This is a genomic window from Parvimonas parva (genome assembly GCF_016552165.1).
GTDB classification, from domain to species: domain Bacteria; phylum Bacillota; class Clostridia; order Tissierellales; family Peptoniphilaceae; genus Parvimonas; species Parvimonas parva.
Genome location: NZ_JACVDA010000029.1, coordinates 1 through 17,040 on the forward strand (window position 1 = coordinate 1; position 17,040 = coordinate 17,040).

Sequence of the window (17,040 nt, forward strand, 5' to 3'; positions counted from 1 at the left end):
ATAACGTTGGTTGTGTTTTATATTTTCTTGATTTTGTGATATAATATTATTCATAAAAGAGAGTTCCTTTCTAGTTAATTTTTTTGTTTTAATAATTATACAGGATATTCTCTTTTTTTTGTACCCTTGGTCTCACATCAATTGTATCATAACAGAAAATGATTAAAAAATAAATTTAAATATGGATATTTATCAAATAATATGTTATAATTATTGATAGATTATTTATAAAATTAGGAGGAAATTAATGATATCAGCAGGAGATTTTAGAAAAGGGACAACATTTGAAATGGATGGAGATGTATATCAAATTATAGATTTTCAACATGTTAAACCTGGAAAAGGAGCTGCGTTTGTAAGAACAAAAATAAAGTCAGTTAAAAGTGGTGGTTCAAGAGAAATGACTTTCAACCCAAATGACAAATATGAAATCGCTAAGATTGAAACAAAAGAAATGCAATATTTATATTCAGATGGTGAATTATATTATTTTATGGATACTGAAACTTATGAACAATTACCATTAAACTTTGATGTAGTTGAAGATGCTCTTCTATATTTAAGAGAAAATGATAATGCAACAATAAGATTCCATGATGGAAAGGCATTTCAAGTTAATGCACCAAACTTTGTTGAATTAGAAGTTGTTGAAACTGAACCTGGTGTTAAGGGAGATTCAGCTACCGGAGCAAATAAACCAGCTAAAGTTGAAACAGGAGCAGTTGTTACAGTTCCTTTATTCATAAACAATGGAGATAAAATTAAAATTGATACAAGAACTAATGAATATCTTTCAAGAGTTTAATAATTAAAATATTAAAGACAAGTTTTAAAAACTTGTCTTTTTTGTACTTATATTTTCAATTTTGAAATCGGATTTTTTGAAATTCCTTTTTTAATATCATCATCATCTAAATGGGTGTATATTTGTGTTGTAGCGACACTTGTATGACCAAGAATGCTTTGAATTGTTCTTATATCAACATCTCCATATTTATACATAAGTGTAGCGGCTGTGTGTCTAAGTTTATGTGGAGTATATATTTTAGGGTCTAATCCTGATAATAATATATATTTTTTCAACCTTAATTGAATTGAACGATTAGAAATCCTTTTATTATGTGAACTTATGAATAGGGCAGTTGTATCTTTTGTTACAGGTCTAAGTTGTAAATAACTTTTTATTGCATAAATACAATTTTCGTTTAGAAAAACAATTCTTTCTTTATTTCCTTTTCCTATAACACTTAATTTATCTTCTTTTATAGATTCGATATTAATACCTGTAAGCTCAGAAATTCTAAGTCCACAAGTTAAAAATATTAAAATTATACATAAATCTCTAGCTCTGTTAAATTCATTTTTTTCTTCTTTTATGGCGTTTATAAGTTTTTCAGATTCAGATAAAGTGAGATATATAGGATTTCTTTTTTGTAATTTCGGTAATTCCAGCTTTTCTGAAGGATTTTTATCAATTAATTCAACTGTATTATGTAGATATTTAAACCATGATTTTATAGCTGAAATTTTTCTCGCTTTAGTTTTTGTTGAATCATTATAATTAGAATCACAAAAAGAGATATAGGCGTGCAAATCTGTAATATCTATATCAGAAATATCTCGTTTATTAATTGATAAAATAGGTACAGAATTTATATCCGATTCTAAATTATATCCAAATAATTTTTTTCGCATTATAATAAATTTTAAAAATCTTTTTAAATCATAATAATATTCTTTAACCGTTAAATTTGAACGACCTTTAATAGTCAATAAATAATTTAAATAGTCATCTAAAATCGTTGGACAATCATCAAAATGTATCATACAATCTCCTCTAATATTTTTTACATTATTTTCGCAAAACTATAATTTTGCGAAAATAAATTTAATTAAAATAAAGAAGAGATTTTTTTAACCTCTACTCTATTTACATTTTAATTATATTATATTTTAAAAGTTAAGTCAAGTTTTTTTATTCTAACTCCAACTCTTCTTTATACATTTCTTTTAAGTACAATATATCGTTCATTATAGAATTATCTAAATCTTCATACAATAACAATTTATCTATATCTTCCTTAGCTTTTTGGTATTTTTTTAGTTTTAATTCCAATACTATCTTATTAAATAGCAATTTTTCATCATCAATATATATAGATAGTCCTCTTTCGAAAATTTTTAGTGATTTTTCGACTTTTTCTGTTTTGTAATATAATAACCCCAATTCTATAAAAATATTCAAAAAATCGGCGTTTAAATCCAATGATTTTTCATAATACTCAATAGATTTTTCAATTTCATTCAATTTGTTATATATATAAGCAATCCAATAAGAATCTTCTTTATCTAACGAAGTTTTGTCTATATTTTCTAAAAGCTCATAACATTCTTCATATCTAAATTTATCAACAAGTTGTAAAATTTCTTCAATTTTTACTTTTGTATCAATTTCCGATATTTTTTTCTTGATAATGTTATCAATGGAAAAATTAGAATTTGTAATAGCCTTTTTATAAAATAAATTTGCTTTTATATAAAATTTTTCTTTTACAAATAAATCACCATAAAGCATATTTAGTAAATAATCTTCTGAATTCTTTTTTTCTAAATCTGATAACAAAACCTTTATTTCATTCAAAAAAATATTATAATAGTTGTTATCAATATAATCTAATATCATTAGAAGATATTTAATATAGATTTTTAAAATAAAATCATCATAAATTTCTAAATTAAATAAACCTCTAACAATTAATAAATTGTAAATTATATTTTCAAACTTTTCATCATTAAAACGAATTTTAGATTTTGTAAAATCTATCAGATTAATTTTTTTAGATTTAATAAAATCATTTAAAAGTTCTATATTATCAAAATTTGAATTTATACCATTTAATAATAAAATTCCTTCAAAAAAATATTCTAAATTGATATTTTCGTTGAATTTATTATTTTTTATATTTTCTAAAAGTACATCTGAATTAATTGGAAAATCTATATTTTTATATAGATTTCCATTAATTTCAATTTCTTTTATAGTAAGAAAATATATTTTTTCAGAAAATTTTTCAAAATAATTACACAAATTATCCATATTCACCTACATTTTTTTAGGAGTATCCATACCTAAAAGCCCTAAGCCGATTTCTATAAGCAATCTTGTACAATAGGTTAAAATTAATCTAAATTCTTTAATATATTCTTCTTGATTATTTATTGGACATGAATTATAAAATTTATTGAATAATTTTGCTATTTCAGTTATATATCTAGCTAGTATTGAAGGTTCATATTTTTTAGCAGATTCTTGCAAAATATCTTCAAATTTATAAATAGCTTTAACTAAAGTTAATTCATCAATATTCATTTCATAATTTTCAAATTTTGAAATATCAACAGAATCTAACTTTGAATAAAAATTATTTTTTTCTAATATACTATTAGCTCTCGCTGCAGAATATTGAACATAAGGTCCAGTTTCTCCATCAAAATTTAATACATTATTCCAATCAAAAGCGTAATCTTTAATTCTAGTATTAAACAGTTCTTGGAATATAATCGCTCCGATACCTACCTCTTTTGCAATTTCTTCTTTATTTTCAAGAGAACTATTTCTCTCATTTATAATTTCTAAAGTTTTTTCGACACTTTTTTCAAGAACATCATTTAAAAATATAACATTTCCGTCTCTTGTACTAAGTTTTGCAGAAGTACCTAAAAGGTCATCTTTAACACTAACCATACCAAAAGAAACGTGAATACAGTCTTTAGCCCATTCATATCCCATTTCTTCAAGAACAGCTTTTAATTGTTGAAAATGTAATTTTTGTTGAGTGGCTACAACATAAATATTTTTATCAAATTCATAATCTTTCTTCCTAGTTAAGGCAGTTGCAATGTCTCTAGTTATATATGTACTAGAAGAATTACTCTTTAATATTAGCGCTGGAGGTAGATTATATTTATCTAAATTTACGATTTTACAGCCTTCACTTTCAACCAATAAATCCTTATCTTCCAATTCCTTAACTACATCATCAATAAATTGTGAATGATATGCCTCACCTCTATATGAATCAAATTCAACTTTTAGTTTATCATAAACCTTTTGAAATTCTAATAAACTTATTTCTTTAAACCAATTCCAAAGTCTTACAGATTCTTCATCACCATTTTCTAATTTATTGAAATAATCTCTAGCCGTTTCAAGCATTTCTTCATCAGTTTTACAAAGATTGTTAAAGTCAACATATAATTTCAAAAGTTGATTTATAGGGTCTGCATTTATCTCATCATCATTACCCCATATTTTATAAGCGGCAATTATTTTACCGAATTGTGTACCGTAATCTCCAAGATGATTTACTCCAACTGTGTTATAACCCAAAAATTTATATATGTTCTTTATTACATTACCAATTAAAGTGCTCCTAATATGACCGATATGGAATGGTTTAGCAATATTAGTAGAAGAATAATCAATTACTATTGTTTTATCTAAATTATCATTTGATGAACCATAATTTTCTTTTTTTTCAAAGATTTCATTTATAACATTTTTAGAAAACTCTGAAGGTTTAATAAAGAAATTTATATAAGGTCCAACATTTTTTACATCTAAAAATATAGTATTTTCTAATTTAATTTTACCAACCAATTCTTCAGAAATCATATTTGGAGCTTTTCTTAAAATTTTTGATAACTTAAAACAAGGAAACGAAAAATCTCCCATTTCAGCATTAGGTGGAATTTCTATTAATTCTTTAATTTCTTCTTTACTTAAATTTATATCTAAGTCAAAGATAGTATTTACAACTATGTCTTTAAAATTTATCATAATATACTCCTATTTTAATTTTACAACGGTAGCACCATCGCCGCCTTCATTAATTTTCCCAAAGCTAAAAGACTTAACTAATTTATGTCTTTTTAGAAAATCAGATATGTTATTTCTTAAAATACCAGTACCTTTCCCATGTATAATAGTAACTTCATTCAAATTAGCTATAAAAGAGTCATCTAAAAACTTATCTATTTCATAAATAGCATCTTCAGTATTAAAACCCCTTACATCAATTTTATTATCATACATTTTATCACTCTTAATAAAAGTAGTCTTTGAATAAGACGTTTTTTCTTTAGAATCATCTATTATTTTTTCAATTCTAATTATATCGCTAATATTAGCATTTACCTTTAAAATACCAATTTTAACCTGTAAATTACCATTTTTATCAGGCAATGTTTGAACATATCCATTTTCATTTAAACTAAGAACTTTAATTTCTTCTCCTAACATTAAAGGCTCATTCAATATGTTTACATTATTTTTGCTTTTTAACATTCTGGAATGATTAATTTTATCTGTCTTTTTAAATATTTCTTCAGAAATTTTTCTTAATTTTACAGACTCTTGCTTTGATTTAGCCTTGTTTATATCTTTGATAGTTTCTTTACAAAACTTATCTGTTTCATATATTGAATTTTCAATATATTCTTCTAATTTTTTTATTTTTTTCTCTTTTTGTATATTAAATTTTTCTAATTTTTCTTCATACTCTTCTTTAATTTTTTTATTATAATCTAATATTTCTCTTTGTTCGATAATAAGATTTTCATATTCCTTACGTCTATTATCTACATTACTGACAAGTTTATCAAAAGAGATTTCGTTGTTAGATATAAATTTTTTAGCATTTATAATAAAACTTTCATCAAGTCCTAATTTTTTAGAAATTTCAAATGCATTTGATTTTCCTGAAACTCCAATTATTAACTTATAAGTTGGTTCTAATTTTTCAACATCAAACTCCATAGCTGCATTTTGGACGTTTTCAGTTGACATCGCATACATTTTTAATTGACTATAATGAGTTGTTGCAATAGTCCTAATGTTTTTTTCTAAAAAATAATTCAAAATAGAAATAGAAAGTCCTGAACCTTCTTCCGGATCTGTACCTGAACCTAATTCATCAAATAAAACCAAACAATTTTCTTTAGCATTATCTATTATTTCTATTATATTTTTCATATGTGAAGAAAAAGTACTTAAAGATTGTTCTATACTCTGTTCATCACCAATATCGGCAAATAATTCAGTAAATATAGCAACTTCTGAATTATCAAAACAAGGTATCATAAGTCCAAATTGAGTCATTAAAGTTAATAAACCAACAGTTTTTAAAGTAACAGTTTTACCACCTGTGTTAGGCCCTGTTATTACCAAAGTATTAAAATTACCACCAAGAGAAATATCAATCGGTACAACTTTATCCTTGTCTATTAACGGGTGCCTTGCTAATTTCAAATTAATAATACCTTTATCATTAATTAATGGCTTACTAGCCTCCATATTATATGCAAGTTTTCCTCTTGCAAATATAAAGTCTATATTAGCGATTATGTCTAAATTTGATAATAATTCCGGTAAAATTTCTAAAATACGATTAGAAAATTCACTCAATATTCTTTCAATTTCTTTTTCTTCATCAATTTCTAATTTTTTTAAATCATTATTCAAATCAACAACAAACATCGGTTCAATAAAAACAGTTTGTCCTGATGCAGATTGGTCGTGAACAATACCTTTAAATGAATTTTTAAACTCACTTCTTACGGGAACAACATATCTACCATCTCTTAAAGTATAAATATTATCCATCAATTTATCTGATGTAGAAATAAGTTGATTAAGTCTATCTCTAATTAAATCATTTTTAGACTTAATCGTTCTTCTTATCCTTTTAAGTTCAGGACTTGCATCATCAGAAATTTCTTCTTCTGATATTATTGAAACTTCTAAATCTCTTTCAAGTTGAGTATTAACATTTAAAGAATTTAAAAGTCCAAAAATATTTTCATACTCAACTTCATCATCACTAGAAATTAAATTTTTTAAAAATCTTGATGTATTCAAAAGTTTCCAAACTTCTAGAAGTTTTCTAATTGTAAAAAAACGTCCAACTTCTAAAAGTTTAAAATCTTCTTCTAAATCATCAATGTTAGAAATAGCAGGAGTCTTATGTTTCATTATAAATCTATAAGCCTCATCTGTTTCATCTAATAATTTTTTAATTTTTATAATATCAGTAGAAATTTCAGCATTTTTTATTAACTTTTTTCCTATTATACTCTGAGAACAATCTAATAACATATTTATAATTTTATAAAATTCTAAAGTTTTTAACACTTTATTTTTCATTATTATTTATTTCTCCATTTTTTATAATTTTTTTAATATATTCATCTTTTATTTTTGAAATTTCATTTTGTAATTCAATAATTTTTTCATCTTTTTGTTTTATTTCATAAAAATTATCGTAAGAAATTTTTTCAAGATTTTCATATCTTTTCTCAAGCGTACTAATAGTATGAATTAAAATATTATTTTTATCAGTTAGCTCTTTCAAGCTTTCTTTTAATCCTTCTTTTTCCTTTTCGATTTTTTCAGTATTCTTTATGAATTCTTCTTGTTTTTTAATAGGAAAATCACTATCTTCACTCATTAAATTTAATTCTTTTTTTAAGTCAAAATAATCACTAGAAATATTTAACGCTACCAAAGTTGCTGCCATAGTTGGATTTAACAAATAATTTTGTGAAGTTATTTTTTTTATTTCTTCATCAACAAAATTTGCTATTTCTTTAACTTCAGATTTATCTTTTTGTCCAATAATTGTATAAATACTTCCTGCAATATTAACTTTAATTTTATTATTCATAATATTCTCCTAATTATGACCTTAAACTTGCTCCTAATTTTTCATTTAAATCAGATAGCATATCATCGATTATAGAATTTATATCTTCATCAACTAAAGTCTTATCTTTAGATTGGAAAGTTAATTTATAAGCCATTGATTTCTTTCCTTCACTCACTTGATTTCCGATATAAACATCAAAAAGTTCAACATTTTTAAGTAAATTATTTGAATGCTCTTTAAATATTTTTTCTATTTCCCCACTATCTATATTTTTATCTACAACCAAAGCTAAATCTCTCTTTACAGCCGGATATTTTATAAGTGGTTCATAAATTTTTACAAGACTTGATTTATCTCTTATCTTCTCAATATCAATTTCACATACAAATATATTTTTCTTAATTGAGAAATTTTTACATACTTCATAAGAAATTTGACCAATTTCCCCTATCTTTTCGCCATTTGCTAATACATCAGCACATACTCCTGAGTGAAAATATTCAATATTATTATTTTTTACAAATTCAACATTTTCAATGTTTAATATATTTAACAAATTAAATATTATATCTTTCAAATAATAAAATTCATATTTCCCATAAGCTCCAATAGCAAGTTTTTTCTTTTCAATAGGTATTTTTTCTCCTTCAACTGAATGAAAAGTATTTCCAAGCTCATATACTAACAAGTCATCATTTTTATAATTTAAATTTTTAGCTAAAACATCAATAATATTTGGAATTAAAGATTTTCTCATAATACTAAATTCTTCACCTAACGGATTTAAAATCTTAACAGTATTTAAAGCATTCATCTTTGTCTTTCCGATTATATTTCCTCCAATGAAAGAATAAGTTGTAATTTCATATAAACCTAAATTTAATAAAATATTTTTTATCTTATCTTCAAAAACTCTTTTACTACTCTTTTTACCTATCGTATTTGGAGCTAAAATAGGTGTAGGATTAAGATTAGAGAATCCATATATTCTACCTATTTCTTCAACAATATCCTCTTGAATAGATAAATCTGTTCTAAAATAAGGTATAGTACAAATTATAACATCATCTTTAACTTCTGTTTCGATTTCTAATAAATTTAAATATCTAACTATCTTTGAATTTTCAATTTCAACTCCTAATAGTCTTTTTACTAAATTTGTATTAAATTCTATTTTAGTTGGAACAAAATTTGCGTTATCAACGTCAAATACTGAATCAATTTCACATTTTACATTTTTTTCTAACAAATATAAAAATCTAGATAAAATATTTATAGTATGTTCTGAAGTCAATCCTTTTTCATATCTTATAGACGCCTCAGATTTTAATCCCAATCTTTTTGAAGTAGATTTGATTGATTTTTTAGTAAAGTATGCAGATTCAACTAAAATATTTTTAGTATTTTCATCAATTTCTGAATTTTTAAGTCCCATAACTCCAGCAATAGCTATAGGTTTTACAGAATCGCAAATCAACATATCTTCTGATGAAAGAGTTCTTTCAACCTCATCTAAAGTTACAACTTTTTCTCCTTCAAATGCATTTCTAACAGTTATATCTCCTTCTAACTTATCTAAATCAAAAGCATGAAGAGGTTGTCCAAATTCTAACATTAAAAAGTTAGTTAAATCCACTATATTATTTATAGGTCTTATTCCGGCATTTAAAAGATAATTTTGAATTTTTCTATTTGATTCTTCTATCTTAATATTTTTTATTATACTAGCAGAATATCTTTTACAATTTTCTGCTGAAATATTTATATTTAACGAACTTTTATTTTCAATTTCTTTTAAATTTTTTAAATTAATTTTATTTAATTCTTTATCAAAACTTGCAGAAATTTCTCTTGCCATTCCAACAATAGATAAGCAATCTGGTCTATTAGGTGTAATTTCAAATTCTACAACAATATCATTCAAATCTAAAATTTCTCTAATATCTGTACCTAAAACAATATTTTCATCAAAAATTCTTAAAACTCCATCTTTATATTCTTTTGGAATAACCGAATCAGCATAACCTAATTCTTTATAACTACAAAACATTCCTTGTGAAATTTCTCCACCTAATTTTGCTTCCATAATTTTTGTTCCATCAGCAAGTGTCGAATTAACTTTTGCAACCGGAACATAATCAAATTGCTTTAAATTTTGAGCAGCAGTAACAATTTGAACTACTTCATTTCCCAAATCAACTTTTGTAATCCAAAGTTTTTTAGAATTTTCATGTCTATAAATTTCTAAAATTTTACCTATTACAATATTTTCTAATTCAGTTCCTAATTTTTCAATGGATTCAACATGAGAACCTGTAAGAGTTACTTTATCACAAATTTCCATTATATCATTATCTATATTAATATATTCTTTTGCCCATTTTATCGGTAATAACATATAATCCTCCTTAAAATTGTTCTAAAAATCTTTTATCATTATCATATAATAATCTAATATTATTTATCTTATGCTTAACCATAGTAATTCTATCAATTCCCATACCAAACGCAAAACCAGAATATTTTTTAGAATCAATTCCACAAGCTTCTAATACATTAGGGTGAACCATGCCACAACCTAACAATTCCATACTCCAACCTGTTCCATTACAAACTTTACAACCTTTACCTTTACAATTAAAGCAAGAAACGTCAACTTCAGCACTTGGTTCAGTAAATGGGAAATAATGAGGTCTGTATCTTGTTTGCATATCTTCTCCAAAAAACTCCTTGATAAAAGTATTAAGTGTTTCAATTAAGTTGCTCATATTAATATTTTCATCTACAACAAGACCTTCGATTTGATGAAACATTGGTGAATGAGTATCATCAACTTCATCAAATCTAAATGTTCTACCAGCAGAAACCATTTTAATTGGAGGCTTTGTAGTCATCATAGTTCTAATTTGAACTGGAGATGTATGAGTTCTTAACAACAATTCCTTATCAATATAAAATGTATCAGACATATCTCTTGAAGGATGATCCATAGGAGAATTTAATTTATTAAAATTATTTTCTACTGTTTCGATTTCCGGACCATCAATTACAGAAAATCCCATTGAAATAAAGAAATTTTCCAATTCTTCCATAGTTTGATTTAAAGGATGTCTATGTCCAACATTTATAAATTTTTTATTGATAGTAACATCAACTGTTTCTTCCTTTATTCTCTTTTCAAGTTCAATTTTATTAAACATTTCAACTTTTTCATTTATGATATTTTCAATTTCCTGCTTAGTTAAATTTATAAGCTCACCAATTTTAGGTCTTTCTTCCTTAGAAATATTGGCCATATTTCTTAAAATACTAGTAAATTCCCCTTTTTTGCCTAAATATTTTACCCTAATTTCTTCTAAATCATTTTTATCAGTTGAATCTTTAATTTCATTTATAATTTTATCTTTTAAATTATTAATTAAGTCTTTCATATTTTTCTCCTACTATCCTTGTATTTTTTTATAATAATATCCTTCTCCCCATTTAGTTTGAATATAGGTAATATCTCCGATATTTATTTTTTCTCTTAACCTTCTTATATGAACATCTATTTTTCTATAATCACTTACATGTTCTTCTTTCCATACACTTTTAGCAATATCTTCCCTACTAAAGACTTTTTCAGAATTAATAGCCATAATATATAAAATATCAAATTCTTTTCCGGTTAAATCAACTTCTTCTCCTTTTAATTTTACAGTCCTACCTACTATATTAAACTCTAAATCATCTGCAAATATTAAATTATCTATATCTGCTCTCCTCTGTCCAAATCTTCTCATGATAGCACGAATTCTCGCCTTTAATTCAAGTATATTGAAAGGATAAATTAAATAATCATCAGCACCATACTCAAAAATTAAAATTTTTTGCATATCGTCTTTCAAAGTAGTTGTAACAATAGTTGGAATATCACAAAATTCATTTAATTTCTTTTTCAAATCTAAACCAGAACCATCTTTGAAATACATATCCATAATTATCATATCAAATTTTTTTTGGTCAGCTAAAATAATAGTGTCTTCAATATTATCTGAAATAGTAATTTCATAATTTTCATCTTCTAACATAGAATACATCAAATCATTTATTTGTGAATCAGTGGGTAAAGCCATTAATATTTTTAATTTCATAAATCTACTCCTATTTCACTAATATTCTCTCATTTTCTCTTCTTAAAGTTATTTTTTCTTTATCTAAAAATTCAAGCAATTCCATAGTCGATTTTCTATTAGAACCAAGTAAATCTCTTGCATCAGAAACAGAAATAGCTCCCTTTTTAACTATAAACTCCTTAATCATATTTACAGCTGAATCATAATTTTCTTTAAGCATATAACCTGAATCTAATTTTATAACTCCTTTATTACTTATCAAATATAAAATAAGCTCTCTAAAATGCTCTACACTCATATTTAAATTAAAATCTTCAAAATTCATAATTGAAAATTTATCAGAATTGAATTTATTTTTTATAATTTCAATATTTTTAAAGTCTGCATCATCTAAAGAAACTTTAAAATCTAAAAGAGAAATGTATTCATCAGAAACAAAAAATCTATCTGAAATTAAATAATTCATAAATTCATTCTTTATCTTTCCACCTAGAGAATCAAAGAATTTTGATTTAATAGTTTCTTTAGAAATTCCAATTCTTTTTGGATATTTCTTGTGAAAATCTCCTATAAATTCACTTATCTGTTCAATTAACTTTTCAACAAATTTATCCGATAAAATTAATCTGTCCGAATTAATACCAAAAGAAATAATTTTATTTTCTTCAATTAATTCATCAATTAATTTTGAAATATTTTTATTTGAATCTGATAAAAAGTTATAATAATTTTTTTCTAAATAAAATTTATCACTAAATCTATTAATATAATTATAAATATATTCTTTAAAATCACAACCATCAAGTCTTTTTATATTTTTTATATCATATTCATTAAATCTTTTCTTTTTTGTAGCATTAGAATCAATTATATATCCTCCACCTATAGTGTAAAGTGGTGAGAATAATCTAAGTATAAATTTATCATTTCTTTTACTAATAATCGGTTCTTCAAGTCTTAATTGAACGATATATTCCTTATTTGATTCTAAAACTTCATCTTCTAACAAAATTGCTCTACACAAAACTTCACTAGAACCTAAATATAAATGAAATCTAGTTCTATTTGTTATTTCAAAAGGTAAATTAACCGTTTTAAGTTTAACATCGATAATACTACTTTCAGTAAAAGTATTGTTAGGTACAAGAACAGAGCCTTTTGGTACATCTTCTTTTTTTACATTTGCAAGATTTATCGCAACACGTTGCCCAGCATAAGCAGTTGGAATATTACTATCATGCACTTGTAAATTTCTAATTTTAGTTATTTTATTTGATGGATATATTAAAATTTCATCATCAAGGTTAAATGTTCCGGAAATTAAAGTTCCTGTTACAACAGTTCCAAAGCCCGTTATAGAAAAAGACCTATCAACATATAACCTAGGATTAGAGCTTAAATCTTTATCCGGTAACGCATCTACAATTCTCTTTATCTCTTCTTTCAATTCATCAATACCAGTATTTTCAGTTGAAGACACCTCTATTATCTTGGCATTCTCTAAAAAAGTGCCTTCCATTTCATCAGCAATATCAAGTTTAACAAGTTCAATCCAATCCCTATCGACTAAATCACATTTTGTTAATGCAATTATACCATTTTTAATTCCTATTAAATTTAGAATATCTAAATGCTCTTTAGTTTGTGCCATAATACCTTCGTCAGCAGCAACAACTAAAACAATCATATCCATTCCACAAACACCCGAAAGCATATTTTTTATAAACTTTTCATGTCCAGGAACATCAATAATACCAACTCTAAGTTCATCTGTTAAATCAAAATGAGTAAATCCTAATTCAATAGAAATACCTCTATTCTGCTCTTCTTTTAATCTATCTGTATTTCTTCCTGTTAAAGCTCTTATCAAAGTTGTTTTTCCATGGTCAATATGACCGGCAGTTCCAACAATAATATTCTTTTTATTTTTCATATTATTCTCCTATTAATGAATCCAAAGCATCTTTAATTATACTAAATTCATTTTCAAAAATAGTTCTTACATCAAAAATTAAATTTCCCTTATAAATTCTAGCAACAATTGGAATATTATGATTTCTTAATTTTTCTTCCAGTTCGTTTTCTGTATATGAATTAGAAATAACTTTAACAGCTTTTGATGGTAATTTTTGAGTTGGAAGGGAACCAGCTCCTACTTCTGAATCAATATCTATAATTTCATAAGAAAATTCTTTATTTTCTCCTAAATAATCTATAAATCTTTCTGCCTTATTATAAAGTTCTTCAATTTTTATAGTTAGCATATTTAATGTTGGTATCTTTGAAATTGCTAATTCTTCATCGATATAATATGAAAATACAACTTCTAAAGCAGATAAAGTAAATTTATCAACTCTTAAAGCTCTAGTTAATTGATTTTTTTTCATCTTTTCAATAAATTCTTTTTTACCGACTATAATACCAGCTTGTACTCCACCTAATAGCTTATCTCCACTAAAACTTACAACATCTACTCCATTAGATATACATTCTTGAACAGTTGGTTCATGTCCTAATCCATATTTAGATAAATCTATAAGCACACCTGAGCCTAAATCTTCAATAATTGGAATATTATATTTTTCTTTTAAATCTTTTAATTCTGTTGAAGTTACGGATTCTGTAAAACCTAGAATTTTAAAATTACTTTGATGCACTTTGAAAAGTGCCGCTGTATTTTCATCTATTGCATTTTCATAATCGCTAAGATGAGTTTTATTTGTTGTGCCAACTTCTTTAAGTTCTGCACCACTTTCTCTACAAACATCAGGAATTCTAAAAGAACCCCCTATTTCAACTAACTCACTTCTACTTGTAATTACATTTCTGCCCTTTGCCATAGTTGACAAAATAAGCATAACTGCAGCTGCATTGTTATTTACAACCATACAATCTTCAGCTCCAGTTATCTTTTTAATAATCTCAGTTAAATGAGAATATCTTGAACCACGTTCCCCTTTTTGTAAATCATATTCAAGATTTGAATATCCAACAGAAACATCTTTAATGTTTTCTAAAATTTCATTTGTTAAAACTGACCTTCCAAGATTTGTATGAATTACAACTCCAGATGCATTTATAACCTTTCTTAAATTTAAACGCTTTTTATTTAGTAAATTTTTTTCTATATTTTTAGCTAAATTTTCAATATAATTTAATATTACTTTTTCATCACAGCCATTTGAAATATTATTTCTAATAGAATTAAGCTCTTCGTGAATCGATTCCATTATTAAATTTTTAGAATTTTCCTCTAAAAGTTTTTTTATTATTTCATTATCTAAAATTTGGTCAACTTTAGGTATCATTTTATATAAATTCATAAAGTTCTCCATTATTCAACTATTAAATATTTTTCTTTTTTCTCAATAACTTTTCCTATTACTGCAAATCTAGTAGGAATATCTTTTAGTTTTTCTAAAATATAATCTACTTCATTTTCAGGAACAGTAATCAAAAGACCTCCTGATGTTTCAGGATTAAACATAACATTAAGTAGAGCCTCATCTACTTCATTTTCAAGTTTATAATTATTTCCAACAAATTTTTTATTATCATAACAGCCCTTAGGGATAAGACCCATATTTGCATAGTCAATAGCACCTTTTAAAATTGGCATACTTGCACTATCAAGCACAAATGTAGTATTAGAACCTTTAGCCATTTCATAGCAATGTCCCATAAGTCCAAATCCTGTAATATCCGTACAAGAGTTAATTGTATTATTTTCTACTGCTCTCTTTGCATATTTATTAAGAGTTTCCATAGTATGAACTGCATCATTTATCTCTTCTTCACTTACAACTCCACCCTTTATAGCGGTATTTATAACTCCAAGTCCAATTGGTTTTGTAAGAATTAAAACATCACCTACTTTTGCAGAGGAGTTCTTCCAAACTTTATTAGGATGAACAAAACCCGAAACACTTAATCCATATTTTGGTTCATCATCTTGAACTGTATGTCCTCCTATAAGTAAGCATTCTGCTTCTTTCATTTTTTCTAACCCACCTCTCAAAATTTCAGTTAAAATTTTTGGAGGTAAACAATTTGGAAAACAAACTATATTCATTGCCATAGTAGGCTCTCCACCCATTGCATAAACATCAGAAAGAGAATTAGTAGCTGCTATTTTACCAAAAGTAAATGGGTCATCAACAATTGGGGTAAAAAAGTCCAAAGTTTCTATTAAAGCCAATTCATCATTTATTTTATAAACAGCAGCATCATCTGAAGTTTCAATTCCTACAAGTAAATCTTTACTTATAGACGTTTTATTATCCAAACCGGATAAAACCTCATCCAGAATATCTGGACCAACTTTTGCGGCTCACCCTGAAGTTTTTGCATAAGAAGTTAACTTTACATCTTTTATATCAATATTTTTCATACATTTTCTCCTAATCTACACTTATATTATTTTTTATTTTCTCAAAAGTTTTCTTTCCAATACCCGAAACTTTTGTTATATCCTCAATTTTATTAAATTTATTTTTTTCTCTATATTCAATAATAAGTTTAGCTTTAGTTTCTCCAATACCTGTTAATTTGCAAAGCTCTTCTTTGCTTGCAGTATTAATATTTACTAAATTATTAGAATTAGAATTTTGAGAATTACTAGATGATTCAGCATTTGAATTATTTTGTGTTTCTCCAATTTTATAAATATGTATTTTCATTTCATCTTTTAACTTTACAGCTAAATTCAAACTATTCTTTTCTGCATTATCCGTTAAACCACCTGCAACTTTAATTGCATCATCAACTCTATCACCTAGTTTCATTTTATATACACCAGGTTTATTTATTTCACCATCAATATGTATATAAATTTCAGAATCTTTTTTATTACTTTCAGCTAAATCTTCATCTTTGATTTTTTCGTTTTGCTTAACAACATTTTCTATTTTCTTTTCATTTTTGTTTGAAATAAAAAATTTATATCCAAAACCAAGAAAAGTTAATCCTAAAAACATAGAAATAATTAAAATAATATCTTTTTTATTTTTTAACATATTACACCTCAATTATTGCATTTACGAAATAAAAATATATAATAATTATACCATATTATTACAAAAAAATCTAATTTGTTAATTATAAAATATAATTTATTAAAATTATTTAATATATTTTATTACTTCCCATATTGTAAAATTAAGTTAGCCAGTAAGAATAGAAAAAAACATCTCAAAGAGGTATAATAGTAATTGACAAAA

General features: G+C 25.0%; 13 protein-coding genes. 1 reads left to right on the forward strand and 12 read right to left on the reverse strand.

Going from position 1 to position 17,040, the window contains the following annotated elements; translation table 11 throughout:
- Positions 1–247: 247 nt before the first annotated feature.
- On the forward strand, positions 248–805 hold the full coding sequence (gene efp, locus IBJ83_RS07785) for an elongation factor P (protein WP_201276005.1): 558 nt from the start codon (positions 248–250) through the stop codon (positions 803–805).
- Positions 806–852: 47 nt separating this feature from the next.
- On the opposite strand, the gene IBJ83_RS07790 is transcribed toward efp, so the two are convergent.
- From IBJ83_RS07790 to IBJ83_RS07845, 12 genes are all read right to left on the reverse strand, one after another.
- A complete protein-coding gene (locus tag IBJ83_RS07790; RefSeq protein WP_068472364.1) occupies positions 853–1,827 on the reverse strand; it encodes a tyrosine recombinase XerC in 975 nt (324 codons plus the stop codon).
- 148 nt (positions 1,828–1,975) lie between these two features.
- Positions 1,976–3,097, reverse strand: a complete 1,122-nt coding sequence (locus tag IBJ83_RS07795; protein ID WP_068472367.1) for a tetratricopeptide repeat protein — start codon at positions 3,095–3,097, stop codon at positions 1,976–1,978.
- 6 nt (positions 3,098–3,103) lie between these two features.
- Entirely contained in the window at positions 3,104–4,840 is a 1,737-nt protein-coding gene (gene argS / locus IBJ83_RS07800) for an arginine--tRNA ligase (RefSeq protein WP_201276006.1), read from the reverse strand.
- Between the two features lie 9 nt (positions 4,841–4,849).
- On the reverse strand, positions 4,850–7,204 hold the full coding sequence (locus IBJ83_RS07805; RefSeq protein WP_201276007.1) for an endonuclease MutS2: 2,355 nt from the start codon (positions 7,202–7,204) through the stop codon (positions 4,850–4,852).
- Positions 7,194–7,724 (reverse strand): cell division protein ZapA, encoded by a 531-nt coding sequence (gene zapA, locus IBJ83_RS07810; protein WP_201276008.1) that lies wholly within the window; start codon positions 7,722–7,724, stop codon positions 7,194–7,196. The genes IBJ83_RS07805 and zapA overlap by 11 nt, the downstream gene beginning before the upstream one ends.
- A gap of 13 nt (positions 7,725–7,737) precedes the next feature.
- A complete protein-coding gene (pheT, locus tag IBJ83_RS07815) occupies positions 7,738–10,104 on the reverse strand; it encodes a phenylalanine--tRNA ligase subunit beta (protein ID WP_201276009.1) in 2,367 nt (788 codons plus the stop codon).
- 10 nt (positions 10,105–10,114) lie between these two features.
- Positions 10,115–11,137 carry a phenylalanine--tRNA ligase subunit alpha gene (pheS, locus tag IBJ83_RS07820; protein ID WP_201276010.1) on the reverse strand — a complete coding sequence of 341 codons (1,023 nt, stop codon included), beginning with the start codon at positions 11,135–11,137 and terminating at the stop codon, positions 10,115–10,117.
- A 12-nt stretch (positions 11,138–11,149) separates the two neighbouring features.
- On the reverse strand, positions 11,150–11,839 hold the full coding sequence (locus IBJ83_RS07825; protein WP_201276011.1) for a response regulator transcription factor: 690 nt from the start codon (positions 11,837–11,839) through the stop codon (positions 11,150–11,152).
- Between the two features lie 10 nt (positions 11,840–11,849).
- Positions 11,850–13,754, reverse strand: coding sequence for a selenocysteine-specific translation elongation factor (selB, locus tag IBJ83_RS07830; RefSeq protein WP_201276012.1), 1,905 nt, complete (start codon positions 13,752–13,754; stop codon positions 11,850–11,852).
- A gap of 1 nt (position 13,755) precedes the next feature.
- Positions 13,756–15,144, reverse strand: a complete 1,389-nt coding sequence (selA, locus tag IBJ83_RS07835) for an L-seryl-tRNA(Sec) selenium transferase (protein WP_231698914.1) — start codon at positions 15,142–15,144, stop codon at positions 13,756–13,758.
- An 11-nt stretch (positions 15,145–15,155) separates the two neighbouring features.
- Complete coding sequence (selD, locus tag IBJ83_RS07840) at positions 15,156–16,211, reverse strand: selenide, water dikinase SelD (RefSeq protein WP_201276014.1); 1,056 nt, start codon at positions 16,209–16,211, stop codon at positions 15,156–15,158.
- A gap of 10 nt (positions 16,212–16,221) precedes the next feature.
- Positions 16,222–16,836, reverse strand: coding sequence for a helix-hairpin-helix domain-containing protein (locus tag IBJ83_RS07845; RefSeq protein ID WP_068472388.1), 615 nt, complete (start codon positions 16,834–16,836; stop codon positions 16,222–16,224).
- Positions 16,837–17,040 lie beyond the last annotated feature (204 nt).